This window comes from Pseudomonas synxantha BG33R, assembly GCF_000263715.2.
Lineage (GTDB): Bacteria > Pseudomonadota > Gammaproteobacteria > Pseudomonadales > Pseudomonadaceae > Aquipseudomonas > Aquipseudomonas synxantha_A.
This window is the reverse complement of record NZ_CM001514.1, coordinates 5395371-5420394: the sequence shown is the minus strand read 5'-3', so window position 1 is coordinate 5420394 and position 25024 is coordinate 5395371. Positions and strand designations below refer to the sequence as shown.

At 59.3% G+C, this 25024-nt stretch carries 18 protein-coding genes; 6 read left to right on the top strand and 12 right to left on the bottom strand.

What is annotated here, in order from left to right:
• The first annotated feature begins 11 nt into the window (after positions 1 to 11).
• On the top strand, positions 12 to 971 hold the full coding sequence (gene yjiA / locus PSEBG33_RS04015; protein WP_005791606.1) for a GTPase: 960 nt from the start codon (positions 12 to 14) through the stop codon (positions 969 to 971).
• Positions 972 to 1148: 177 nt separating this feature from the next.
• Here the strand turns inward: yjiA and glyA are convergent, their stop codons facing one another.
• Together glyA and PSEBG33_RS04025 are read right to left on the bottom strand one after the other, a co-directional pair.
• Complete coding sequence (gene glyA / locus PSEBG33_RS04020) at positions 1149 to 2402, bottom strand: serine hydroxymethyltransferase (protein WP_005791605.1); 1254 nt, start codon at positions 2400 to 2402, stop codon at positions 1149 to 1151.
• 231 nt (positions 2403 to 2633) lie between these two features.
• Entirely contained in the window at positions 2634 to 6485 is a 3852-nt protein-coding gene (locus PSEBG33_RS04025; protein WP_005791603.1) for an EAL and GGDEF domain-containing protein, read from the bottom strand.
• Positions 6486 to 6769: 284 nt separating this feature from the next.
• Here PSEBG33_RS04025 and ettA point away from each other — a divergent pair, with 284 nt between their 5' ends.
• Together ettA and gdhA are read left to right on the top strand one after the other, a co-directional pair.
• Complete coding sequence (ettA, locus tag PSEBG33_RS04030; protein ID WP_005791601.1) at positions 6770 to 8434, top strand: energy-dependent translational throttle protein EttA; 1665 nt, start codon at positions 6770 to 6772, stop codon at positions 8432 to 8434.
• Positions 8435 to 8782: 348 nt separating this feature from the next.
• Positions 8783 to 10120, top strand: coding sequence for an NADP-specific glutamate dehydrogenase (gene gdhA, locus PSEBG33_RS04035; protein WP_005791599.1), 1338 nt, complete (start codon positions 8783 to 8785; stop codon positions 10118 to 10120).
• On the opposite strand, the gene PSEBG33_RS04040 is transcribed toward gdhA, so the two are convergent.
• From PSEBG33_RS04040 to PSEBG33_RS04065, 6 genes are all read right to left on the bottom strand, one after another.
• A complete protein-coding gene (locus PSEBG33_RS04040) occupies positions 10117 to 10614 on the bottom strand; it encodes a GreA/GreB family elongation factor (RefSeq protein WP_005791597.1) in 498 nt (165 codons plus the stop codon). The genes gdhA and PSEBG33_RS04040 overlap by 4 nt on opposite strands.
• 70 nt (positions 10615 to 10684) lie before the next feature.
• Complete coding sequence (locus tag PSEBG33_RS04045; protein WP_005791596.1) at positions 10685 to 11041, bottom strand: hypothetical protein; 357 nt, start codon at positions 11039 to 11041, stop codon at positions 10685 to 10687.
• Positions 11042 to 11314: 273 nt separating this feature from the next.
• Positions 11315 to 12400 (bottom strand): type I restriction endonuclease, encoded by a 1086-nt coding sequence (locus PSEBG33_RS04050; RefSeq protein WP_005791593.1) that lies wholly within the window; start codon positions 12398 to 12400, stop codon positions 11315 to 11317.
• Positions 12401 to 12636: 236 nt separating this feature from the next.
• On the bottom strand, positions 12637 to 12948 hold the full coding sequence (locus PSEBG33_RS04055) for a chorismate mutase (RefSeq protein WP_005791592.1): 312 nt from the start codon (positions 12946 to 12948) through the stop codon (positions 12637 to 12639).
• Positions 12949 to 13649: 701 nt separating this feature from the next.
• Positions 13650 to 15503: a DUF4105 domain-containing protein gene (locus PSEBG33_RS04060; RefSeq protein WP_032803724.1), complete on the bottom strand. Its 1854-nt coding sequence runs from the start codon at positions 15501 to 15503 to the stop codon at positions 13650 to 13652.
• A gap of 92 nt (positions 15504 to 15595) precedes the next feature.
• Positions 15596 to 16084, bottom strand: a complete 489-nt coding sequence (locus PSEBG33_RS04065) for a DUF3015 domain-containing protein (RefSeq protein ID WP_003194274.1) — start codon at positions 16082 to 16084, stop codon at positions 15596 to 15598.
• 265 nt (positions 16085 to 16349) lie between these two features.
• Between PSEBG33_RS04065 and PSEBG33_RS04070 the strand changes: the two genes are divergently transcribed.
• Positions 16350 to 18788 carry a Lon protease family protein gene (locus PSEBG33_RS04070; RefSeq protein WP_005791588.1) on the top strand — a complete coding sequence of 813 codons (2439 nt, stop codon included), beginning with the start codon at positions 16350 to 16352 and terminating at the stop codon, positions 18786 to 18788.
• Between the two features lie 314 nt (positions 18789 to 19102).
• Positions 19103 to 19420 (top strand): hypothetical protein, encoded by a 318-nt coding sequence (locus PSEBG33_RS04075; RefSeq protein WP_005791586.1) that lies wholly within the window; start codon positions 19103 to 19105, stop codon positions 19418 to 19420.
• 6 nt (positions 19421 to 19426) lie between these two features.
• On the opposite strand, the gene PSEBG33_RS04080 is transcribed toward PSEBG33_RS04075, so the two are convergent.
• Positions 19427 to 21250: a hypothetical protein gene (locus PSEBG33_RS04080; protein ID WP_087945264.1), complete on the bottom strand. Its 1824-nt coding sequence runs from the start codon at positions 21248 to 21250 to the stop codon at positions 19427 to 19429.
• A 162-nt stretch (positions 21251 to 21412) separates the two neighbouring features.
• On the opposite strand from PSEBG33_RS04080, the gene PSEBG33_RS04085 reads away from it, so the two are divergent.
• Positions 21413 to 21901, top strand: a complete 489-nt coding sequence (locus tag PSEBG33_RS04085) for a TIGR00645 family protein (RefSeq protein WP_005791582.1) — start codon at positions 21413 to 21415, stop codon at positions 21899 to 21901.
• Between the two features lie 15 nt (positions 21902 to 21916).
• Here PSEBG33_RS04085 and PSEBG33_RS04090 read toward each other — a convergent pair whose 3' ends face one another.
• From PSEBG33_RS04090 to PSEBG33_RS04100, 3 genes are all read right to left on the bottom strand, one after another.
• The gene (locus tag PSEBG33_RS04090; protein WP_005791580.1) at positions 21917 to 23350 is read right to left on the bottom strand and encodes an ArnT family glycosyltransferase; all 1434 of its coding nucleotides are present in this window, start codon (positions 23348 to 23350) and stop codon (positions 21917 to 21919) included.
• A gap of 116 nt (positions 23351 to 23466) precedes the next feature.
• Complete coding sequence (locus PSEBG33_RS04095; protein WP_005791578.1) at positions 23467 to 24492, bottom strand: hypothetical protein; 1026 nt, start codon at positions 24490 to 24492, stop codon at positions 23467 to 23469.
• Positions 24493 to 24598: 106 nt separating this feature from the next.
• A complete protein-coding gene (locus PSEBG33_RS04100; protein ID WP_003194262.1) occupies positions 24599 to 24853 on the bottom strand; it encodes a DUF6124 family protein in 255 nt (84 codons plus the stop codon).
• Positions 24854 to 25024 lie beyond the last annotated feature (171 nt).

The following is a 25024-nucleotide window of genomic DNA, read 5'->3' as shown; positions in this document are numbered from 1 at the left end:
GGAGAATAGTTTTGTCCTCTCCCATCCCCGTCACCATCCTCAGCGGCTTCCTCGGTGCCGGCAAGACCACCTTGCTGCGCCATCTGCTCAAGGCCGAGCACGGCTTGAAAATCGCCGTGATCGAAAACGAATTCAGTGACGCCGGCATCGACACCCAGCTCTTGGGCGACGAGCCGGTGCAAGTCATGACCCTGTCCAACGGCTGCGTGTGCTGCACCATCCACACCGACCTGACCAAGGCGCTTTACCTGCTGCTTGAGCGCCTGGACAGCAGCGAGATCGCCTTTGACCGGCTGGTGATCGAATGCACCGGCCTGGCGGATCCTGCGCCGGTGGCCCAGACTTTTTTCATCGACGAAGAACTGCGCGAGCGCTACATCCTCGACGGCATCATTACCCTGGTGGACGCCGCCCACGCCGAGCATCACCTGACCCAGACCATCGCCCAGGCCCAGATCGGCTTTGCCGACCGCCTGCTGGTGAGCAAGCGCGACCTGGTGGACGACGCCACCTTCGACGCCCTCAGCCAGCGCCTGACCCGTATCAACCGGCGTGCGCCGATCCGTGTGGTGGATCACGGCAAGATCGACTTGGCTGAGTTGCTGGATGTGCGCGGCTTCAACCTCAATGCCGGCATGAGCCTGCGACCGGTCAGCGCTGCGCCATCGGTCGACCGTATTTCCAGCCTGGTGCTGCGCACCGACCAGCCGCTGGATATCGACCGCCTCAGTGAGTTCATGAACGAACTGCTGGAAGACCACGGCAAGCAGCTGCTGCGCTACAAGGGCGTGCTGAATATTGCCGGGGAGGATCGACGCATGGTGTTCCAGGGCGTGCTGAAACTCTATGGTTTTGACTGGGACACCGAATGGGCCGAGGGTGAAGCGCGGGAGAGTGTGATTGTGTTTATTGCCGATGAGTTGCCGGAGGACAAGATCCGTGAAGGCTTCCAGCGCGTCTACCAATCCTGACTTGAAATGCGATCAACTGTGGGAGGGGGCTTGCTCCCGATTGCGGTGGGTCAGTAAACATATAAGTGACTGACACACTGCTATCGGGAGCAAGCCCCCTCCCACAATTGAATGCATTTCAAATTGAAATAAAAAAGCCCGGCTCAAGAGCCGGGCTTTTCATTCAAGCAACTGCAATCAAGCGCCGTATACCGGCAGCTTCTTGCAGATGGCCTTGACCTTCTCACGTACCGCGTCGATCACGGCTTCGTTGTTCAGGTCAGCCAGGATGTCGCAGATCCAGCCGGCCAGTTCCTTGCACTCTGCTTCCTTGAAGCCACGGGTGGTCACAGCCGGGGTGCCGAAGCGCAGGCCGGAGGTGACGAACGGCGAACGTGGGTCGTTCGGCACGGAGTTCTTGTTTACGGTGATGAAGGCTTTGCCCAGGGCAGCGTCAGCATCTTTACCGGAAATGTCCTGCTTGATCAGCGACAGCAGGAACAGGTGGTTTTCAGTACCGCCGGACACCACGTCAAAACCGCGCTCGATGAACACAGCTGCCATGGCCTGGGCGTTCTTCACCACTTGTTGCTGGTAGGTCTTGAACTCAGGCTGCAGTGCTTCCTTGAAGCAGATCGCCTTGGCGGCAATCACGTGCTCCAGCGGGCCACCCTGGGCGCCCGGGAATACCGCGGAGTTGAGCTTCTTCTCGATCTCGGCGTTGGCGCGAGCCAGGATCAGGCCGCCGCGTGGACCGCGCAGGGTCTTGTGGGTAGTGGTGGTCACCACGTCAGCGTAAGGCACTGGGTTCGGGTACACGCCCGCTGCCACCAGACCGGCCACGTGGGCCATGTCGACGAACAGGTAGGCACCGACCTTGTCGGCGATTTCACGGAAGCGTGGGAAATCCAGGATCTGCGAGTAGGCAGAGAACCCAGCCACGATCATTTTTGGCTTGTGCTCGACCGCCAGGCGCTCGACTTCGTCGTAGTCGATCAGGCCGTTGGCATCGATACCGTACTGGACGGCGTTGTACAGCTTGCCGGAGGAAGAAACGCTGGCGCCGTGGGTCAGGTGACCGCCGTGGGCCAGGCTCATGCCCAGGATAGTGTCGCCGCCTTGCAGCAGGGCCAGGTACACGGCGCTGTTGGCCTGGGAACCGGCGTGTGGCTGGACGTTGGCGTAATCGGCGCCGAACAGCTCCTTGGCACGGTCGATGGCCAACTGCTCAACCACGTCGACGTACTCGCAACCACCGTAGTAGCGCTTGCCCGGGTAGCCTTCGGCGTACTTGTTGGTCAAAACCGAACCTTGAGCCTCCATCACCGCAGGGCTGGTGTAGTTTTCCGAAGCGATCAGCTCAATGTGCTCTTCCTGGCGCACGGCTTCTTGCTCCATGGCGGCGAAGAGATCGGCGTCGTACTTGGCAATAGTCAAATCACGGCTGAACATGGCGGTCCTCAAGGATCGGGGGCAGAAAAGGAGGGCATTCTAACCCAATGGGTTTTGGATGGCATATGAAAGGACATCATGTCGCGGACAAGTGGGGCTCATCTGGAGATGAGTGGTGTCAGTACTGGCCCCCATCGCAGGCAAGCCAGCTCCCACATTTGACTGTGTGGACCCGATCAAATGTGGGGGCTGGCTTGCCTGCGATGAGGCCATAAGCTCCACTGCAGCACTTCAGTCGAACATGAAGAGAGCATCATTACTGAACTGCGCCTCGAACCGATTCGCCGGCATCGGCCGCCCGAACAGGTAACCCTGTACCTCATCACAGCCATGCTCGCGCAAAAAGTCCAATTGCTCGTGGGTTTCCACACCTTCGGCGATCACCGCCAGGTTCAGGCTGTGGGCCATGGCAATGATCGCCCGGGCGATCTGTGCGTCCTGCTCACCGGAGGGCAGGCCATCGACGAAGGTGCGGTCGATCTTCAGCACGTCGATGGGGAATTGCTTGAGGTAGTTGAGCGATGAATAGCCAGTGCCAAAGTCGTCTACCGCGATGCTCAGGCCCAGGTTCTTCAAGCTGGCGAGGATTTGCAGCGCTTCGTTGACTTCGCGCATCAGGATACTTTCGGTCAGTTCCAGCTCCAGGCACGCTGGCGGCAGGCCAGTGTCCTTGAGGATGGTGGCGATGCGCGTGCCCAGCTGGCCGTCGGAAAACTGCCGCGCCGAGATGTTCACCGAGACTTTGGGCACCCGCACCTTGTTCTGGTGCCAGGTCTTGAGTTGGCGACAGGCTTCGCTGATCACCCAATCGCCCACGTCCACCACCAGCCCGAGTTCTTCCAATACCGGAATGAAATCCCCCGGTGGCACCAGCCCGCGACGCGGGTGGCGCCAGCGCAGCAGGGCCTCGGCACCGGTCAGGCGTTTGCCGTCGCCGCTGAATTGCGGTTGGTAATACAGCACGAATTCGTTCTGGTCCAGGGCGTGGCGCAGGTCGCTCTCCAGTTCCAGACGCTCCAGGGCGCTGGCGTTCATGTCGGCCTGGTAGAACTGGAAGTTGTTCTTGCCGCGCTCTTTGGCGTGATACATCGCCGTATCCGCGTTTTTCATCAGTTGGCTCAGCTCGTTGCCGTCTTGGGGGCTGAGGGCGATGCCGATACTGGCGGTCACGAAAAACTCGCGGCCTTCGAGCACGAATGGCTTCACCAGGCTGGCCAGGATCTGTTCGGCCACATGAATCGCGCGGTTCAGCGCCATTTCGCGGCTGACCCGTGGTTGCAACAGCAGGGTGAACTCGTCGCCGCCCATGCGCGCCACGGTGTCGTCTTCGGCCACGCAACCGAGCAGGCGCGTCGCCATTTCCTTGAGCATACGGTCGCCGGCAGCGTGGCCGAGGGAGTCATTGATCGGCTTGAAGCGGTCGAGGTCGAGGAACATCAACACCACCCACGACTTCTGCCGTTCTGCCGATTGCAACGCCGTGTGCAGACGGTCCTGGAACAGCGTGCGGTTGGGCAGGTGGGTCAGGGCGTCGTAGTAGGCCAGGCGGTGGATGCGCTGTTCGCTGGCCTTGCGCTCGCTGATATCGCTGAAGAAGCAGACGTAGCTGGCCAGGTCGCCTTCGTCGTCGAACACCGCCGTAATGCCGACCCAGGCCGGGTAATGCTCGCCGTTGCGGCGCTTGAGCCACACTTCGCCTTCCCAGGTACTGTGCTGGTGCAGTTGCTTGAGCACATAACGCAGGTGGGCTTCCTGCTGCTCGTCGACGGTGAGCATGTTCGGCAATTGGTCGAGCACGTCCGCCACTTCATACCCGCTGACCCGGCTGAACGCCTCGTTGGCTTGCACGATATAACCGGCCGGATCGGTGATCAGGATCGCCGAGGTGGAGTGCTCGAAGACCGTGGCCGCCATGCGCAGGTCTTTTTCGGCGCGGCGTTGCTGGCTGATATCGCGGCCCACGCCGAGGATGCCCTCAAACGCGCCATGTTCATCCCACACCAGCACCAGGCGCAGTTCGATCGGTACTTTGCGCCCGTCGGCGCGCAGGCAGTCGAACAGGAACAGTTGGGTCTGGACGTCATCGCGCAAGGTGTTCAACGCCTCGGGGTTGCCGAGGGCGCGACTGACCTGTTCCATCAGGCTATAAATGCCGGTCAACTGTTGCGGGTTGGCAACGATTGACTGCCAGCCATGCTTGAACACCCAATCCACGTCATAGCCCAGTACGGTGTTGACCGATGGGCTGATGTAATTCAGAGCCAGTTGGCTGTCGGTAGAGCAGATCACATCGCTGATGCTTTCAGCCAACATCCGGTAGCGCTGTTCGCTGTCGCGCAGGGATTCGCTGGCTTCGATCTGGTCGGTAATGTCCTTGGCCACACCGATGATCCGAGTGACCACCGTGGACGTGTCCCGGGCCAGGGCCTGTTCGCGAATATCGAAGCGGCGCCACTGGTTATTGCGGTGGCGAAAGCGCAGTTGGCAGTGCAACTGGGTCGTATAGCCGACCTGGCGTTGCTGTTCACGCGAGTCATGGTAGTGCTCGGCGTCTTCGGGGTGCAGCAGGATTTCCCAGAAGTACTCACCCATTTGCTGCAGTTCGGCTTTGTTGTAGCCCAGGGTGTGGCCCAGATGATGGTTGCTGAAAATCATGCGCTGGCTGATCACGTCCTGCACATACAGGTGATCGGGCACCGTGCGCACCACATCCGACCAGAAGCTCTCGCGCTCCACCAGCGACAACTCGATCAGCTTGCGGCTGGTGATGTCGCTGATGCTGAGGATCACGGCCTTGACGTCATCCTGCTGCTCCGGCAAACGCATCACCAGCCACAGGTACTGTTCGTTGCCGGCCACGTCGTTGAGCTGGATTTCCAGTTCCAGCTGTTTTTGCCGGGTCAGTACGGCTTCCAGCACCTGATAGCCGATGGACGTGGCATTGCTCGGGCAATCATCGATCAGGCGTTCCCATGCCTGCTCGCAGGACGCAACGTTGAGCAGGCGCACGGCCATCTGGTTGACCTCGGTAACGCGCAACTCCTTGAGCAGTTGCTTGCGCTCGGCAGGGTTGGCCTGCAACCAGGCGTGCAACTGTTCGCGGCTTTGTACCTGGGTCTTGTTGCAAAACGCCTTGAGCCCCGCCAGGTCAAGCACGCACAAGGCCACGCCTGTGCCTTCGAAGATGTCCTGATAGCGTCGCCGGCCTTCATTCACCTGGCGTTGGCGGCGGCGCATGTTGAGCAGCACGATCACCGGGACCAGCGAAAACGCCAGACCCAGCAGGCACTTGCCGATAAAGGCCGGCAGCAGTTGTTCCAGCACCGCGCTGCGGTCAAACAGGCCGCGCAGTTGCCAGTCGCTTTTGCTCAAGGGCGTGACCAGCACACTGCGGTTCAATTCTTCCGGCGTCAGGGCGCTGGACCACTGCGCCGGCATCCCGCTGTCACGGCTGACCACACGATGGTTGAGGCTGTTCTCGATCGCCCACATCGGGCGCTGGCCCTGAATGTCCTGCCGTGTCAGGTTGGCCAGGTAGTTGGGGGCCAGGCGCAAGGCCCAGTACACCTTGGAGCCACCGCTGGGTTGGTGCAGCAACAGATAGATGACCGTGCCGTCATTGTCGTTGCTCAGGTAATAAGACTGGGCGTGACTGCGCTTGACCAGGTCTTCGAGCAGGGCACTGTCTTGGCTGCCTTCGGCAGTGTCGCTGATCAGCGCGCCGCTGGGGGCGAGCAGGGCGAAGCTGCGCAGGTCCGGCAACGAGCGCTGCAATGTGCGCATCAAGGCCTGCTGCTGCTCGGCATTGCGCGGCGGCTCGACAATGGGCAGCAGGTTCAGGGCGATCTGCGCGCTCAGGGCCATGCTCTGGCTGATCTGCTCGGCGAGGTCTGCACTGTAGTCGATGGTGTATTGCTGCTGGTTTTTCTGGTTTTGCTGCAACTGGTCAAGCAGTTGCCAGAACAATAACGCGAGCAACATCAGCACAAGCGTCGCCAATGCGCCCTTCAAGGTACCGTGCAGGGGCGCTCCCGGCGCAATATGAGCGGCGCGCAAGGGAGTGGGCGGCGTGACTTTGGACAAGCTGTGATCCTGCGGTTGGCTGGACTGGCGCGCGACGTGCACTATAAGCCGGACGCCCGGAGGGCGGCTAGCATGCCTTGAGTTGTGGCAAAGTGCCAGTCTTCCCTGGCTGGACTGCCCCAGCGCATTCAGGTAGCTTTGCCGGTTACGCGGGGGCGTTCCAGCCCCAGACATTCAGGCTTTTTCCCCACGCAGGCATTGATGATAGTCAAAGGCCCGCGCGGCGCATGGCCTGGCACGGGCTTCGTCCGCTTAATTCATCAGTCACTGACGCTAGGTTCACCATGGCTCAATACGTCTTCACCATGCATCGGCTGGGAAAAGTTGTTCCGCCGAAGCGGGAAATCCTGAAAAACATTTCGTTGTCCTTCTTCCCAGGCGCCAAGATCGGCGTGCTCGGCCTCAACGGCTCGGGTAAGTCCACGCTGCTGAAAATCATGGCCGGCGTCGACACCGAGTTCGAAGGCGAAGCCCGCCCGATGCCGGACCTGAACATCGGTTACCTGCCGCAAGAGCCGATCCTGGATCCGACCAAGACCGTGCGCGAAGTGGTTGAAGAGGCCGTCAGCGTGATCAAGGACGCCCAGGCGCGCCTCGACGAGGTCTATGCCGCCTACGCCGAACCGGATGCCGACTTCGACAAGCTGGCCGCCGAACAGGCCAAGCTCGAAGCCATCCTGCAGGCCGGCGACGGTCACAACCTGGAGCGCCAACTGGAAGTCGCCGCCGATGCGCTGCGCCTGCCGGCGTGGGACGCCAAGGTCGAGCACCTGTCTGGTGGTGAAAAACGTCGTGTGGCCCTGTGCCGCCTGCTGCTGTCGGCTCCCGACATGCTGCTGCTCGACGAACCGACCAACCACCTGGACGCCGATTCCGTCGCCTGGCTGGAGCACTTCCTGCACGACTTCCCGGGCACCGTGGTTGCGATCACGCACGACCGGTATTTCCTGGACAACGTTGCCGGCTGGATCCTCGAGCTCGACCGCGGCGCCGGTATCCCTTACGAGGGCAACTATTCTGGTTGGCTGGAAGCCAAGTCCGACCGTCTGGCCGCCGAATCCAAGCAGCAATCGGCTCACGAAAAAGCCATGAAGGAAGAGCTGGAGTGGGTGCGCAAAGGCGCCAAGGCCCGCCAGTCCAAATCCAAGGCCCGTCTGCAACGCTTTGAAGAAATGCAGTCGCAGGAATTCCAGAAGCGCAGCGAAACCAACGAGATCTACATCCCGGCCGGTCCGCGCCTGGGTGACAAGGTCATCGAGTTCAAGAACGTATCCAAGGGCTATGGCGACCGCGTGCTGATCGACAACCTGTCGTTCTCCATGCCAAAAGGCGCGATCGTTGGCGTCATTGGTGGTAACGGTGCGGGTAAGTCCACGCTGTTCCGCATGTTGATGGGCAAGGAAACTCCGGACTCCGGCAGCATCGAGATCGGCGACACCGTGCAACTGGCCTGTGTGGACCAGAGCCGCGACGACCTCGACGGCAGCAAGACCGTATTCCAGCAGATCTCCGACGGCTCCGACCAGATCCGCATCGGCAACTATGAAATCCCGTCGCGCACCTATGTCGGCCGTTTCAACTTCAAGGGCGGCGATCAGCAGAAGTTCGTCAAGGACCTGTCCGGTGGTGAGCGTGGTCGCTTGCACTTGGCCCTGACCTTGAAAGAGGGCGGCAACGTGTTGCTGCTCGACGAACCGTCCAACGACCTCGACGTTGAAACCCTGCGTTCCCTGGAAGAAGCCCTGCTGGACTTCCCGGGCGCCGCCATTGTGATCTCTCACGATCGGTGGTTCCTTGACCGCGTCGCGACCCACATCCTGGCGTACGAAGATGACTCCCAGGCGGTGTTCTTCGAAGGTAACTACACCGAGTACGAAGCAGACCGTAAAAAGCGCTTGGGCGAAGCAGCTGCCCAGCCGCACCGTGTGCGTCACAAAAAACTGGCCTGATTCGGGCTGGTTTGAAAAAAGCGAAGCCTTCGGACTTCGCTTTTTTTTGGGCGCTGTTCAGGTGGACCGAGGCGACTTCATCGCAGGCAAGCCAGCTCCCACATTAGATCGAGTACCTCTGCTACGACACGGTCCAATGTGGGAGCTGGCTTGCCTGCGATAGCGGTTTAACTATTGGTGCATATCTCGCGTTGAAATCCCTGTTAGAGGGCAAAAACCCTGATTATTTATATCCAATGCACCATTTAAATTCACAAAAGCGACATTTTGCCCTGTCACGGTGCGAAATGAATTGATAAAGTCCGGCTCATTCTCTGTTTAACAACAATCAATTTGCCGAGACTTTTCATGATCGAATCCGTCGAATCCTTCCTGGCCCGCCTCAAGAAACGCGACCCCGACCAGCCGGAATTCCACCAGGCTGTAGAAGAAGTCCTGCGCAGCCTGTGGCCCTTTCTTGAAGCCAACTCCCACTACCTGACCTCGGGCATTCTGGAACGCATTTGCGAACCGGAACGCACCATCACCTTCCGGGTGTCGTGGGTGGATGATCACGGCAAGGTTCAGGTCAATCGCGGTTTCCGTATCCAGATGAACAGCGCCATCGGCCCGTACAAAGGTGGCTTGCGCTTTCACCCTTCGGTCAACCTGGGCGTGCTGAAATTCCTCGCCTTCGAGCAGACCTTCAAAAACTCCCTGACCTCGCTGCCCATGGGCGGCGGCAAAGGCGGCTCGGACTTCGACCCCAAGGGCAAGAGCGATGCCGAAGTGATGCGCTTCTGCCAGGCGTTCATGAGCGAGCTGTACCGCCACATCGGTGCGGACGTCGACGTACCGGCCGGCGATATCGGTGTGGGCGCACGGGAAATCGGCTTTCTGTTCGGCCAGTACAAGCGCCTGAGCAATCAATTCACTTCAGTGCTGACCGGCAAAGGCATGACCTATGGCGGCAGCCTGATTCGTCCGGAAGCCACCGGTTTCGGCTGTGTGTATTTCGCCGAGGAAATGCTCAAGCGCCAAGGTCAGCGGGTCGAAGGCAAGCGGGTGGCGCTGTCCGGCTCCGGCAACGTGGCGCAATACGCGGCGCGCAAGGTCATGGACCTGGGCGGCAAGGTGGTTTCCCTGTCGGACTCCGAAGGCACCCTGTACGCCGAAAGTGGTTTGACCGAAGAACAATGGTCGGCCCTGCTGGAGCTGAAAAACGTACAACGTGGGCGCATCAGTGAATTGGCTGAACGTTTCGGCCTGGAATTCCGCAAAGGCCAAACCCCCTGGGAGCTGGCGTGCGATATCGCGCTGCCATGCGCCACCCAGAACGAACTCGACGCCCAAGCCGCACGCACGCTGTTGCGCAACGGCTGCATCTGCGTGGCCGAAGGCGCCAACATGCCGACCACCCTGGAGGCTGTGGATATCTTCATCGACGCGGGCATCCTGTTTGCGCCCGGCAAGGCGTCCAACGCCGGCGGTGTGGCGGTGAGCGGCCTGGAAATGTCGCAGAACGCCATGCGCCTGCTGTGGACCGCCGGGGAAGTGGACAGCAAACTGCACAACATCATGCAGTCGATCCACCATGCCTGCGTGCATTACGGTGAGGAAAACGGCCGGGTCAACTACGTCAAGGGCGCCAACATCGCAGGCTTCGTGAAAGTGGCTGACGCGATGCTGGCCCAGGGTATCGTCTAAACCTCGGGCTCGATGCTCAGCACTTCGATCAACTGATCGCCGACGGGGCGCTTCCACAGCACCTCGTCGCCCACCTGGGCCCCCAACAAGGCGCGGCCCAGAGGCGAGCCCCAGTTGATCAAACCGGCGTTGGCGTCGGCTTGATCCTCACCTACCAATTGAATGCGCTGCTGCTCGTCCTGCTCATTGGCGAACGTGACCCAGCTGCCGATCTGCACCTTGTCGGTGGCTCTCGCCGGCGCGACCACCTGAGCGCTCTGCACCCGCTGGTTGAAGTAACGCAGGTCCCGCTCAAGATCCGCCTGGCGCTGCTTATCGGCATGCTCACCCTTGGCGGACTCGGCGCTGTACTCAAGCTGCAATTGCGCCACCTTGGCTTGCAACTGCGCCAACCCTTGCGCGGTCAGGCGGTTAGGTTGCGCGCTGACCTGACGCTCCACCGGCTGATCGGCCTGGGCGGCGGCGTTGTCTTCATTTACAAAAGCTCGGCTCATGGTGTTCTCCCTCTATGGCATTTGGGCCATGTTCGCCGTGCTTTAGTTTCGATGGATGTCTGCAAACGACCTATTGCGAGCGATACGCCTTGGCCGCATCGCGGTCTTTTTCCTGCTGCCACTCGTGCTCGCGGTCGTTGTTGCGGTTGTCCTGGTAGTCGCGCAGCTCTTCGCTCTCGCGCATGGCCTTGCATTGGCGGAAACCATCCTCCCAGCCTTCGGCATAGTGCTTTTCTTTCAGATAGCGCGGCACGTTCTTGCGAAACTCTCCGGTGATTACCCCCGCAGCCTGGCGACCGCTGCTGCAACCGTCGTCAAAGCCATCGGCAAACGCGGGTGGGTAACCCTTGGCCAGTAAATCCTGATGGGTTGTTTGGCACCCCGCCAGCCACACCACTGCACACAGCATTAGCGCATACCGCCACATGGCGTACTCCCTGGCCGATTCACGGCTGATATGGAGAGTCTAGAAGGGGATTTGTCAGCTGTATGTGAAAGAGGTGTCAGAGGGATGTGCAGGACTTTTGGCCAAGCACAAAATCAAATGTGGGAGGGGCGGTGCGACGATTCGACTTGCTCCCGATGACAGAGTGTCAGTCACTGAATGCTGGACCTGACACACCGCAATCGGGAGCAAGTCGAATCGTCGCACCGCCCCTCCCACAGTTTTATCCATAACTCCGGTCTCCCGGTGCAGCCTTTATTCGTAGTAACCCACTGTCTTTTTTAGCTGATCGGCGTATTCGTAAATTTCATCAATGGATGAAATAGCGTGTCGGGTCTCATTCTTTTCCTCGTCGAATACCCCGAGGTACTTTTGGCTACGATTGAAGTGGAGTCGGCAGATGGGCTTACGATTGTTGTCATCCAGTAATATCCCAAAATAGCTTTGGGTATCACGTTGAACGATTCGTTTGGCATCGACAACAGACCGGACGACAGCGCGGACGATGTGGTAACCCTCCATTTCCTCAAGGGTTGTCAGGATTTTATCTTCTGCCTCGTCTCGATCCTGCATGTCTACATTTGTACTGTTCGCGACAGTCAATGACGTTATCGCCGGCTGAATTGCACCACTCATGGCAGACTTCAGTCGCTCATTAATTTGGTCATTCAAAAATTGAGCTAACGCTTTGCGTGTTAGTTCGAAAAATTGCTCCCGCACTTTCTGCGTGATCACTCCTTCGTAAACTCGGGATGCGAAAAATTTCACGAAGTCGTCTTCTGGTTTACTGACTTGTGCGCCAATGAGCTTCTTGAGTTGGCTGACGTATTTCAGCTCTCCCGCTGCGCTTATGATCGAGTCCACATCGAAGGCTGATTTGGTAAGTTTTATCAGCTCTGGTACGGAGTATTCATCAATGTCCAGCAGATCCAGCTCTAAAAATGGCTTTTCGTCCATTTTGTTAGGGGCGTCCAGATCGGTAAAAAATCTGTAGACCTGGCCGTTGGTAAGAATTGAGATTCTTGCGCTTGTAACGTGAAAGTACCGAAAGAGCTGCGACGCGTGGTTAATGCTCAATGACTCGCCAATCTTTTTGCATTCAATGAGTATCTGAACCTCGCCATCTTTCATGATTGCGTAGTCGATTTTTTCACCTTTTTTCGTTCCGACGTCGCAGATAAATTCGGGCGTCACCTCTTGCGGGTCAAACACGTCATAACCCAACACGGTGTTGATAAAAGGCATTACAAAAGCATTTTTTGTAGCTTCTTCTGTTTGGATGGCGGGGCCTTGCAGACGGACTTTTGCTGCCAGGCTGGTGAGTTTTTCAAGAAATTCCATATAAGCCTCTTACCCTATTCGGATCCGTGTATAGAAGTGGTGGCAAATTGATTGCCACTCGATACTAGACACAAAACCTCACAAAGAGAATGAGGTAAGAGGCGGTTTGTTTCGACTGAAAAAAGCTAAAAAGACGTCCGAAATTTCCTGCCTATTTTTCAATGGGTTGCAAGAGCGCCAATAATTTGTGCCTGGCGGCGAAAGACTGGTAATCCTGAGCAGATAATATGGATGGATCAGGCTTGTGGCTTGCCGACTTTGTCTAGCACAGCATATTCAACCAATTCCTGTCGGATAAACGCCGCAATCATCGCGCGATATACCTGCTCAGTGACCTCAGGATTAGCCCCCGCCGCCAGGGATAGATCCCGCACTTTCGCAATCACCTGTTCAACCCGTTGCGGCGCCTTGACGCCATCGGTGTCTTTTTTGAAGCGTGCGGCTTGGGATACGTAGTGCCCGCGTTCGGCGATCAGAGTGACGATTTTCTGGTCAAGGAGGTCGATGTTAGTGCGGACTTCTTCAAGGGTATTGCAGTAAACGGCCATATTAAGTGGGCTCCTGATTAGGCGAGAAATGCTAACAAAGTGTGGGAGGGTCTTGCCCCCGATGACTATGGGTACCTACACAATTTTGTAGGTTTTAGCAGCCGACGGTAACTACGATGCGGAGCGAGTCGCTTTGGATCTGCTTTTGATCTTAGGCGCCCCGTTAAACCACGCTGGCCGGAATTCGACAGGGATTTGGGGGGTAAACCGGCAGGGATGCCGGTTTAGCCGCCCCGCGCCATGGATGGCGCGTGGCGGCGGCCCCCCAAATCCATGGCGGATTACGGGCACACCGAGCCTAAGCGAGGTGCCGAGTGGTGGGGCAAGAGCGTTTTGCCTACTTTGCCGCTTTTGCAAAGTGAGCCGCCGTCAGGGCGGAACCTTAAGTAGCCGTTACCGCAAGAATGGATATGTACTCGGTATAACGGTGTCGGCTGTCAGGCCGCCATCGCAGCGATGCGGCGACCCGACAAGCCAGCCACAGTTTGATCGTGGGGTGTCAGGTAGATAAGCGTCGGCTGTCCGTCGTCACGGGAGCAAGCTCCCTCGCCACAGGTTTAGCGTCGTACCGAAGGTGTGTAGATACCTATGCCCCGATGACAAACTGGCAGTCACTGAATACTGGACTGACACACCGCAATCGGGAGCAAGTCGAATCGTCGCACCGCCCCTCCCACATTTTGATTTTCATCAGGCTTGAGTCAGTAGTGATACCACTTCAATTCAAGCATCACTTCATTCACCGGCGTGGACAGGTGGCTGAACTCACGCTGGGCGCTCAAGCGCAGGCCCAGGTTGCGTGACAGTTCCCATTGCTGGTTGAGGCTGATGCTGCGCCGCACTTCGCCGTTGGTGAAGAAATCGCCCTTGGCTTCCAGGCTCAGGTTGCCCAGTGGGTTCTTCCACAGTACGCCAGTGTTGAAGCCGGCGGCGGGGGAGATGGCTTCGCTGAAGTCATTGTTGTGCTCCACACGCACGGTGCCGAGGGCGAAGCCGAGCATGTCGTCGGAGAGCTGCCAGGTGCCGCCGGCACCGCCGTTGACGTGGGCCACCAGGGTTTCGTCGTCGTGCTTGCCCGGTACCCGCTCCAGGCCGCCGGTGACTTGCCATGACCAGGGTTGCAGCAGCGCGTTACGCGGCGTCAGCGAGCGGATGGTGGCCAGGTCCAGTTGCTGCAGTTGCCAGTGATTGCCTTCGTACTGGCGCAGTTTCATTTGCAGGATTTCGATCTGGGCGCCGAGGGGGAAGCCTTCGGCGTTGTCGTTAAGGTCGTGATAGGCCATGCGCAGGCCATATTCACCAAAGGCTTTGTCGCCACGGGTACCGATGCCGGCTTGCCAGGTGCGTGACTGGTGGCCGTTTTCCGGCAAACCAGGCGGCGTGATCTTGAGGTCTGGCGCAGGGTTCTGGTTGATCGCCCGCAGCAGTTCGAAGCTGCGTTGGGAGCGTTCGGTGTCGCGTTCCAGCCCATTGGCGCGGTAGCGGCCCAGGCGGTAGGCGGCGTCGATGATCAGCGCCTGGCGCTCGCGAGGCAGGGCCTTGAATGCGGGCTCTTGCAGTTGCTTCTGGTCATCGCTGACTTTCAACACCCACTGTTGCTCATCGCTATCCAGCGGCTTGGCGCGTTCGAGCAGTTCGCGTTCACGCGAGGGGCGATAGTCGATCTTTTCCACCAGGCCTGCGTCCTTTACCGCCTTGACGGTATCGGTCGGGATCGCGGTGAGCGGGAATTGCTCGGTCAGGCGCAGGCCGGGGCGGGCCACTTGCAGCAGTTCCAGCAGGCGATAGGAGCAGTTTTCGTCGAAAAAGAAATAGTCGAACTGGATCTGCTTGAGCTCCCACACGTGCTCGACCATGCGCTTGGTCTCGACCTCGGTGAGGTTCAGGCGGTATTCCCACAGGTCGCGGTTTTCCAGGCTGCGGTATTCGGAGAGTTTCTCCTGATAGGGCACCAGGGCGAACAGGCCGGGGTAGCCGCCCATCAGGCCCTTCCAGGCATACAGGATGCTGTTGTCGGAGCCTTCGATATAGGCGCCGAAGTTGATCGCATAGCTGAGCAGAGCGGTGTTGTTGCTTTGCACGTCGGCCTGGTCGATGCGCAGCAAAGTGTGACCGAACATCGACGACGGGCTGTTGAGATAGGCAGCGGGGAAGATCATCACCGCGCTATGGGGCGCGACGTCCTTGAACCATTGGGTGAATTCTTTGCAGTCCAGGGCAGGCAGGTCAGTCAGCTGCAACTGATCCTTGAGCCAGCGGGTACGTGCGGGGTACACACACTGGGCGTGCTTCTCACCCAGGCTGGCCGGTGCATACAGCGCTTGCACGGTGGCCTTGAGTTCGGCGTCCGGGTGATGGGCGCCGTCGGCGGCGAGGAAGAATTTCTTGTCGCTGACATAGCTGCGCCAGCCACTGATCTTGCCGGCTTCGTAATGCCCCAGCGAAAGCCAGAACGGGTCATTGGCCAGTTGCTGCAAACGTTGATCGTCGAGGTGCGGTGCCGCATGCAGCGGGGCGCAGGCGAAGAGAGCCAGGCAAGCGAGGCGTTTGAGCATGGGGGCTACTTAAGTCGGACTGAAAAAAAGACCCAAGGGGGGCAGGTCGAAAAAATAAAACCCGCGCCTCGAAAGACGCGGGCGGGTCGAGCTTAAGCCTGGGTAGCGTATTTCGCCAGACGGGCATCGCTTTTCAGTACAGCAATGGTGTTGTTGTGCACGTCGTCAGCGGTCACGTCAGCCTTGCTGAAGATCTGCTGGAAGTGCTCGTGGGTCACGGCCGCGAAGTGATCGCGATCTTCCGGGGCAACACCCAGTACCACGGCATAGGTGGTCAGTGCTTCGCCGTTGCCTTTGGCCATGTCTTCGGACAGCTCGTTCATCATGCCATTCATGGCAATCCAGGACTTGCCGCCGTAGGTCAGGGCGCTGTTGGTGCTGCAACCGTTGGTGCCCGAGGTCATGCCGAAGGTGGCATTACCCGAGGTGCCGTTGGTGGTGGAAGCGAGGAAGTGAGCCGGAGTACCGCGCTGGCCTTCGAACAACATGTTGCCCCAACCGCAGTTCGGGCCACCTGGTGCTTCTGCCATTGCATTGAGGGAGACGACGGTGAAGAGAGTACCAAGAAGGATCCGTTTCATAGCTTTGTTCTCTTTGTGTGCAAACCAATGGACAAGGGTTCAGGTGCTTCTCAGCACCCTAGGGGCCAGTTATTAGTCCAACCCGCGCAGTTTGGAGTTTAGGCACGTTCCTAGGGTTCCGTGTTTTTTTATAAACATTCAATCGCTGGCGATTTTTTTGTAGGGCGCGTGCGGTGGCTATGCTTTCCCGAAAGCGCGCCTTGCCAGAGCGCTCAACCCGGAGCCAGAATGCCCCCATCTGCCCCGCCTGATGTAAGGAAGCCCGATGCCTGATCCTGTTGCTGCCAGCTTGCGTCTAGCGCCCGAAGCGCTGACTCGCCCTTTCTCCGCTGAACAGTTCAGCTTCTCGACCACCAATGATTTGGAGCCCTTTCGCGGTGTGCTTGGCCAGGAACGTGCGGTTGAAGCCTTGCAGTTCGGCGTGGCCATGCCACGCCCCGGTTACAACGTGTTTGTGATGGGCGAGCCCGGCACCGGCCGCTTTTCGTTCGTCAAACGCTACCTCAAAGCCGAAGGCAAACGCCTGCAGACCCCGGCGGACTGGGTCTATGTGAATAATTTCGATGAGCCACGCGAGCCCCGCGCCCTGGAATTGCCAGGGGGCGGCGCCGCGGCGTTTATCGCCGATATCAACGGGTTGGTCGACAACCTCGTAGCCACCTTTCCGGCAGTGTTTGAACACCCCACTTATCAACAGCGCAAAAGCGCCATCGACCGGGCCTTCAACCAGCGCTACGACAAGGCGCTGGATGTGATCGAACGACTGGCCCTGGAAAAAGACGTGGCGCTGTACCGCGACAGCTCCAACATCGCCTTTACGCCGATGCTCGACGGCAAGGCGCTGGACGAAGCCGAGTTTTCGCAACTGCCGGAAGCCGATCGCGAGCGTTTCCACAACGATATTTCCGCGCTGGAAGAGCGCCTCAACGAAGAGTTGGCCAGCCTGCCGCAGTGGAAGCGCGAGTCCAACAACCAGCTGCGCCAGTTCAACGAAGAAACCATCACCCTGGCCCTGCAGCCGTTGCTGGCACCGTTGTCGGAAAAGTATGCAGAAAACGCCGGCGTGTGCGGCTACCTGCAAGCGATGCAGGTGTACCTGCTTAAAACCGTGGTCGAGCAACTGGTGGACGACGCCAAGACTGACGCCCAGGCGCGCAAGCTGCTTGAAGAGCAGTACTGCCCGAGCCTGGTGGTGGGTCACCCGGTCAACGGTGGTGCGCCAGTGGTGTTTGAACCGCACCCGACCTACGACAACCTGTTCGGCCGTATCGAATACAGCACCGACCAGGGCGCGCTTTACACCACCTATCGCCAGCTGCGTCCGGGCGCCTTGCACCGCGCCAATGGCGGCTTTCTGATTCTGGAAGCCGAAAAAATGCTCAGCGAGCCGTTTGTATGGGATGCACTCAAGCGTTCCCTGCAATCGCGCAAGCTGAAGATGGAGTCGCCCTTGGGCGAACTGGGCCGCCTGGCCACCGTGACCCTCAACCCGCAGATGATCCCCTTGCAGGTGAAGGTGATCATCATCGGCTCGCGCCAGTTGTATTACGCGCTGCAAGACGCCGATCCGGACTTCCAGGAAATGTTCCGGGTGCTGGTGGACTTCGACGAAGACATCCCGATGGTCGACGAGAGCCTGGAGCAGTTCGCCCAGTTGCTCAAAACCCGCACGTCGGAAGAAGGCATGGCGCCGCTGACCTCGGATGCGGTCGCGCGCCTGGCGACTTACAGCGCACGCCTGGCGGAACATCAGGGCCGCTTGTCGGCGCGTATTGGCGACCTGTTCCAGTTGGTCAGCGAGGCGGACTTCATTCGCCACCTGGCCGGCGACGAAATGACCGATGCCGGGCATATCGAGCGCGCCCTCAAGGCCAAGGCCACGCGTACAGGCCGCGTGTCGGCGCGGATTCTCGACGACATGCTCGCCGGAGTCATCCTGATCGACACCGCGGGTGCGGCCGTGGGCAAGTGCAACGGCCTGACGGTGCTGGAGGTCGGCGACTCGGCATTCGGCGTACCGGCGCGGATTTCCGCCACGGTGTACCCGGGCGGCAGCGGCATTGTCGACATCGAGCGTGAAGTCAACCTCGGCCAGCCGATTCACTCCAAGGGCGTGATGATCCTCACTGGTTACCTGGGCAGCCGTTATGCCCAGGAATTCCCGCTGGCGATCTCCGCGAGTATCGCCCTGGAGCAGTCCTACGGTTATGTGGACGGCGACAGTGCGTCCCTGGGCGAGGCGTGCACCTTGATTTCGGCCTTGTCGAAGACGCCACTCAAGCAGTGCTTTGCCATCACCGGCTCGATCAACCAGTTTGGTGAAGTGCAGGCGGTGGGCGGGGTCAACGAGAAGATCGAAGGCTTCTTCCGCCTCTGCGAAGCACGCGGGCTGACCGGTGAGCAAGGGGCGATCATCCCTCAGGCCAACGTTGCCACGTTGATGCTCGACGAGAAGGTGCTGCAGGCCGTGCGCGCCGAGCAATTCCACATCTATGCGGTACGCCAGGCCGATGAGGCGTTGAGCCTGTTGGTGGGCGAGGATGCCGGTGAGCCGGACGCCGAGGGGCAATTTCCGGAAGGCACCGTGAATGCGCGGGTGGTGGAGCGTTTGCGCGCGATTGCCGAGATGATCAGCGAGGAAGATCTGAAGGAGGCGGAGAAAGAGCTGGCGCAGCAGGCGTTGGCAGAAGCCAAGCCAAGCTGATTGCTGTCATCACTCGGTTAAGGTGGGAGCTGGCTTGCCTGCGATAGCGGTGTATCAGCCAACTGGGAGGTTGGCTATGAGTCCGTCATCGCAGGCAAGCCAGCTCCCACAGTGGTCCGTGATGTCTTTAGGGACGTTTAGCGTGCCACAAAATTGACTCCATTCTCGGGGACCAACGCCCGTTGGTCCCTACAACCTTGGTTTGTGGTGTTTTTCTTCTATTCTCAGAGTCAGGGATATCCACAGGAGTCGCAGGATAGAAACAGCCTCGCCTTGCGCTGGGGCTGAACACCGATCTACCGAGGGGCGCCGCCATGTCGCGCAACCTTTGCCTTACCCGCCAGTGCCTGGGCCTGGTCACCCGTATCGAATGCTCCATTCGCCCCCTCGCCGGGGATAACGGCATGTGGACGCTATTGTTTGCCGCCGGAATGTCGGGCGAGCAGCCTTCCACCATCAAATCCCAGGGCCCGTTCCATGGGCCCTTCGTGGCCGAAAGAATGCTGGGCACCATCGTTGATAGCCTGACCTTGCATGGCTACGAGCAAATGGACGAGCCGCAGATCTGGTGCCTGCACCTGCAAGCCCATCTGCGCCAACTCAATGGCGGCCAGGAGCAGTTGGCCCTTTAGCGCCGGCTATTTGCTCTCTGGTTTGTCCAGCTTGACCTCGAAGCCGTACTGCACGGTGCTCAGGTCGGTGCGCTGGTAACTCTCCAGCGTAGTCGGCCGGCCGTAGAAGTAATGCACGTCGAACAGCGCGGTGCCGTACTCCTCGGCGCGGTGGCTGACATTGAGGATTTCCTTGAGGTAATTGCCGCTGGCGTCCTTGGCGTAGAAGCGCCAGCTGTCGGAGGGGAAGTCCTTTTGATCGACGATCAGCGCGTTGTCCTTGAGCGACAGGCCCTTGGGCAGCTTGGCGACATCAATCACGGCTTTCTCGATAGTCGCCAGGAACAGCGGCACCGAGCCCACCACAAACGCCGGGGTTTCCGGGAACAGGTTGAGGTCGTAAGTCAGTGTGCCGTTTACTGCGTTCAGCTCGAAAGCCTCGGTTGGCAGCTCGATGGGCTCGCCGCGCTCGCCCTTGTCGTCGGCGGTGAAGAAGGTGATAGGCGCATCACTGTTGTTGCGCTCGGCGCCGACCAGGTCGTCGTTGAAGGTGAAAGGGTGGTCAAACATGATTTTCGCGGCGCTGGCGTCTTCGGTCGATTGGCTGATGGTCACGCTGCTTTTGAGTTGGTCCTCGGTCATCGAGGCATCTTTGAGCCAGCTGGCGGCGCCGTCGTCATACACCGTGACCGGCATCGGCAGGGCCTGCACCGTGGTTTGCAGGCTGTTCCTGTCGAAGCGTAATACCGGCAGATCCAGGTCTTTGTGGGTAACCGTGGCCTGGGAGAAATCCAGCACATTGACCTGCAGGTTGTCGATCAGCCCGTTGAAATACACCTTGGCGTAATGGCTGGTTTGCTTGTGTTCGAAGGCTTTTTGCTCATCGGTGAGCTGTTTCTCGAAGGCGTCTGACCAGGCGTTCTGCTTGTGCATTTCAGCCAGTTGCTTCTCGTAGAACGCCACTTGCGCGGCACCTTCGTTGATCGAGCCCGAACGGGTCAGAAATTGCCCGGTAGTGTCCCGCGCCTGCACCAGCAAAGGGTTCGGTGATTCGTCGCCCACGTCTGCGGCCAGGGGGGCGCTGTTGGTCAGTTCGATCTCGGCGTAGTTCTTTTCCAGCAACAGCAGATTGAGGGTGATGTTGCCCTCGGTGCGTTTATGGCCCACATCCTTTTTGCTCAGGTCGAAGGTCAGCACTTTGCCCGGCGTGATCACTTCAACCGCGCCCTTGAGGCTGACGGGCTGCGGCTGGCTTTTGTTTTCCGTCTCGATGCCTTCGATAAACGGGTAGGTCACCGTCAGGTCATCGGGGTTGGTGAGGTTGGAGCTGCTGGGGCTCAGTTGGATGCCCGGGTCGGTTTCCGACCATTCCGGCTGAAAGGGAATGACTTTGTTGTTGCTCAGGGTTACCGACTGCCATTCCAGGCCATGGGGGAAGGGGAACTGGTCAGGGGCGTTGAAATTGAACGGGAAGACCGGCTGCAAATCCGTCAGATAGTCCGAATGAGAGCTTTTGCGCAGCACGAACAGGCCGTTGATATAGGTATCCACCAGGGCCTGGGGCGTGGGGTAGTGCTTGAGCAAGGCCAGGGTGTCTTCGCCGTACTCGGCCTCGATGGGCTTGGTGGCGAGCTTGAGGCGCGCCCGTTCCAGCAACAGCAGCGAGCCGCCCAGATCCGCGATGGCATCGCGCAGCTTGGGGTCCTGGATGGTGTCCAGGGACTGTTCGAACTTCGCGGTTTTCTCTTCGAGGGTCGCCTGCTTCTGCTCTTCTTTGGGGGAGCAGCCGCTGGCCATCAGCAACGCCGCACACAGGCCGAGAGTGGCCAAAGGGGATCGCACATCCATCATCTGAGTTTTCCTGTCCGACATCATCGAGCCGAGTTAATGGCCTCGACACTAGCAGAAAAATTCTCTTACAGATGCCACTTGGGTCAGTTTTCTCGCGGTGACAGGGGCCGGGTGGCGGCTGGTATACTCGGCGCCATTTTTAGCCAAGCTGTGTGAGATTCAATGGAACGCTTTATCGAAAACACGATGTACGCCTCGCGTTGGCTGCTGGCGCCGATCTACCTAGGGCTGTCCCTGGGCTTGCTGATCCTGGCGCTGAAGTTCTTCCAGGAAATCATTCACGTGATTCCCAACATCTTCACCATGTTGGAAGCGGAAGTGATCCTGTTGCTGCTGTCGTTGATCGACATGGCCCTGGTTGGCGGCTTGCTGGTGATGGTGATGATTTCCGGCTACGAGAACTTCGTCTCGCAGCTGGATATCGATGAAAACAAGGAAAAGCTCAACTGGCTGGGCACCATGGACTCTTCGTCGCTGAAGATGAAAGTGGCGGCCTCCATCGTGGCGATTTCCTCCATCCACCTGCTGCGCATCTTCATGGACGCCAAGAACGTCGATCCGCAGCACCTGATGTGGTACGTGATCATCCACATGACGTTCGTGGTCTCGGCGTTCGCCATGGGCTACCTGGACAAGCTCACCAAGCACTGATGCCGCGCGCCGGCCTTACTGCTCGACGAAGTAGTAAGGCTGGCGGTTGATCGCCATTTGTTTGATCACCGTGACCTTCTCGTTGAGCCGGTCGGTGTGGTCCGTCAACGCAACGTTGCCGGGCTTGGCGCTGAGGAAGGCGCGCAGTTCGGCTTCGGTCTGCAGGATCGGCAAGTAGGCCTGCAGATAGAACACGCTGGCGCCGGCGATTCGTTCGTTGGGCTGAAACATCGCCACCGTTCGGCCTTCGTCTTGCAGGGTCTGGACCTGGCTGATCACCGGCACGAAGGAGTGGCGCACATCGGCTTTTGGTGCAAACCAGAACGCTGCGCTCAGGTAGCAGGCGATGGCCAGGGTGAAAACCCCGCCGATGATCTGGCGGTGGTAGCGGTACAGCGCCGGCTTGCGGTCTTTGGCCCACTCCAACAGCACCCGCGCATATTCGGCGGCCAGTACCGCCGCGGCTGGCGTCAGCGCCATCAAATACACCGTGCGTTTGCTGGAAGCCAGGGTCAGCAGGGTGAACTGCGCCACCAGCCACACGCTGAAAAACAGGCGATAACGGTTGCGCACCAGGCTTTTGCGGAAATGCCACAGGCCCAGGTACACCAGGATATTCCAGGGCAGGAAGGCCTCGGGCAGTTTCGCGAGGTAATAGTAGAAAGGTTCGTAATGCCCTGCTTCGACAAACGATCCGCTGAAGCGCCCGACGCTATTGGTCCACAACACCTCGCCCACCGCCTGCATCCCGCCGCGCTGAAACAGAAACCCCAGCCAGATCAGCAACGGCACCAAGGCCAGCAGCGTGAACAGCGCCGGCTTGAGCCAGTCGCCGATGCGCAGGCGTTTATCCATCAGACTGGTACTGAGCAGGTACACAAAGATCACGATCCCCGGCAGCGCCAGGCCCAACACACCCTTGCTCAGCGTGGCGATGACCATGCCCGCGGTAAACAACGCCCACGCCCACACACTGGAGCCATCGCGCTCGGGCCGCACAGCCTGGTAAAACGCCAGTAAGGCCGTGGTTACGCCGAGGCTGAGCAACGAATCCTCACCCACCCCGCGCACATTGCCCCAGTAACTGGCCATGGTCGCCAGGATCAGCGCAGCGCTGAACGCCAGTGTCTGCGGCCGCCCGAAGCGACGCAGCATCCCGTACAGCAGCATCACGCTGAACAACCCGGCAAACGCCGACGCCAGGCGCACCGCCCCGGTGCTGGCGCCGAACAAGCGAATCGCCCCGGCGTCCAGCCACAGGCTCAGGGGCGGTTTTTCCAGGAAGGGTTCACGAAACAGGCGCGGCACCACCCAGTCATTGTCCAGATGCATCGCCATGGCGATCCCGGACACCCGAGCCTCGGTGGAGCCTTGCAGCTCGTGGTTGCCAAGGGCGAAGAAGAACAACAGACCAGCAAGCAGGAGCAGCAGGGGAGCGGGGCGCGTCATGGAATCTGGCTACCGGGGCATGAGACCGATCGGGCGACCGGTCATGGGTAGTCAGGGAGTATACGAGCGCGATTCTTAACCTTTGGTGAACGGCCGTGGGGTTTTTCTCGGGCGCGTCAGGGCATTTTCAAGCTGGGCACTGCTGCTTTGCCTTGTGCGGTCAGCACCGGCTCCAACTGCTCCCAGGTAAAGCTCAAGTTGTTGTCGCAACCGTCACCATTGGCCGGTGTCGAGAGTTGCAGGCCCTGGGTGTTGAAGCTGAGGTGAAAGTTGGAGTAATCGGTGATCGCGGGGCAGCCCTCGTCGGTGGTGGTTTGCTTGGCCAGCCAAGTGCTGAAGGCGGCCGGCAGCTTCAAGTGGCCGGAATAGGCGTCATACCATTGCTGATGGCCGCCGAGCCAGGTCCATGGGTCAACCGATTCACCGGTTTGCAGGTTCCAGGAGTGCAGGCCCCAACTGATGCCCATGGCGCCTTGGCCTGCGGCCCAGCGGTAGAACCGCACGGTGAGAAATTGCGATGACCAATAGGCGGGCTCAACCTCGATCTCACTGGTATAGGCTGAGCCGTTTCGACCCAGGTATTCACGCCGCTCATAAAAATAGTCGGTTAGATCTTCGTCATTGACGGCCAGAGCGGCGAGTTGCTGGTTGATCTTCTGCACCGCCGGGCTGTCACCCTCCAGCTTGAGCGTGACGCGGGGGCCTTGGGTCTTGAGCTGGTAGAGATGGTTGTGGAAAGTCTTCTTCTCGGTCTTGATCGGCAGCGGCGCGGCTTCCATGGGCGCGTTATAGGCATCGCTGCCGCAGCCGTCCGCGCCGATGCGGCGCAGGGCCAGTGGCAGCGGCATACCGCCATCGGTTTTGCTCCAGGCACCCGAAAGGGTATCGCCCTGAGGTTTTTGCAGGGCCCAGAAACCGGTGTTGCCTTCCTCCACCCAAGGGGCGTTGTCGTTGGCCTGGGTCAGTTGAATCGGTGTACGGATGCGCTGGTAGTAATAACTGCCATGCTCCCCGTCGGCGCCGTTGAAACAGACGGTGATAGCGGACTTGCCCAAAGTACCCTGCCAAACCCCGGCCAGCTCGGCAGCGGTGGCGAATGAAGGGATGAAGGCGAGGGCGATAACGGCGAAGGGCTTGAACACGGGTATCTGACTTCCGGTTGTCTGATAAAGGCCGTCAGGGTAATGGGAAGTGTGAGGGGATGCCAGTGGGCGAGATGCGGTGAGGCAGCTCGCCCGTTTTCGTGTTTTAGGGTTGTGGCGGATGGGTAGTGAATGGCTGGGTGTTCAAGACCCGTTCTACTAGTAGCTCACCTAGAACGATCAATTGTTGAGCGGCCAGCAACTTGTGGCGGTGTGCGCCTTCAAGTTCGAAGGCCAGGTCGGTGGTCATGGCGTTGAGAGAGGCGAGGGTTTCGCTGGCTTGGATTAGCAGGGTTTCGGGGTGGATGTTTTCGGCGAGGATGAAGAGGGTGGTTGGGGGATTGGGGGTGATTTTTTTCATGGCTGAAACTCCTTGATTGATGGAGTCGCCAGACATCGCTGCTAAACGAAAAGGGTGGCGACCGTACGCGGGTTAGCAGACCAGGAATCAAGGAACCCGGCGCACCCGAAAGTGCCCCACGCACAGCCGCCATGATACGAACCAGCGGATGCTGAAAGCATCGCTCGAACG

Coding starts and splice junctions, on each gene's coding strand:
- PSEBG33_RS04045 (WP_005791596.1), bottom strand. CDS start 11,041: ATGTGGCGGTATGCGCTAATGCTGTGTGCAGTGGTGTGGCTGGCGGGG.
- PSEBG33_RS04040 (WP_005791597.1), bottom strand. CDS start 10,614: ATGAGCCGAGCTTTTGTAAATGAAGACAACGCCGCCGCCCAGGCCGAT.
- glyA (WP_005791605.1), bottom strand. CDS start 2,402: ATGTTCAGCCGTGATTTGACTATTGCCAAGTACGACGCCGATCTCTTC.
- PSEBG33_RS04075 (WP_005791586.1), top strand. CDS start 19,103: ATGTCGCGCAACCTTTGCCTTACCCGCCAGTGCCTGGGCCTGGTCACC.
- PSEBG33_RS04060 (WP_032803724.1), bottom strand. CDS start 15,503: ATGCTCAAACGCCTCGCTTGCCTGGCTCTCTTCGCCTGCGCCCCGCTG.
- PSEBG33_RS04090 (WP_005791580.1), bottom strand. CDS start 23,350: ATGACGCGCCCCGCTCCCCTGCTGCTCCTGCTTGCTGGTCTGTTGTTC.
- PSEBG33_RS04065 (WP_003194274.1), bottom strand. CDS start 16,084: ATGAAACGGATCCTTCTTGGTACTCTCTTCACCGTCGTCTCCCTCAAT.
- PSEBG33_RS04085 (WP_005791582.1), top strand. CDS start 21,413: ATGGAACGCTTTATCGAAAACACGATGTACGCCTCGCGTTGGCTGCTG.
- PSEBG33_RS04070 (WP_005791588.1), top strand. CDS start 16,350: ATGCCTGATCCTGTTGCTGCCAGCTTGCGTCTAGCGCCCGAAGCGCTG.
- PSEBG33_RS04100 (WP_003194262.1), bottom strand. CDS start 24,853: ATGAAAAAAATCACCCCCAATCCCCCAACCACCCTCTTCATCCTCGCC.
- gdhA (WP_005791599.1), top strand. CDS start 8,783: ATGATCGAATCCGTCGAATCCTTCCTGGCCCGCCTCAAGAAACGCGAC.
- PSEBG33_RS04080 (WP_087945264.1), bottom strand. CDS start 21,250: ATGATGGATGTGCGATCCCCTTTGGCCACTCTCGGCCTGTGTGCGGCG.
- ettA (WP_005791601.1), top strand. CDS start 6,770: ATGGCTCAATACGTCTTCACCATGCATCGGCTGGGAAAAGTTGTTCCG.
- PSEBG33_RS04055 (WP_005791592.1), bottom strand. CDS start 12,948: ATGGCCGTTTACTGCAATACCCTTGAAGAAGTCCGCACTAACATCGAC.
- PSEBG33_RS04050 (WP_005791593.1), bottom strand. CDS start 12,400: ATGGAATTTCTTGAAAAACTCACCAGCCTGGCAGCAAAAGTCCGTCTG.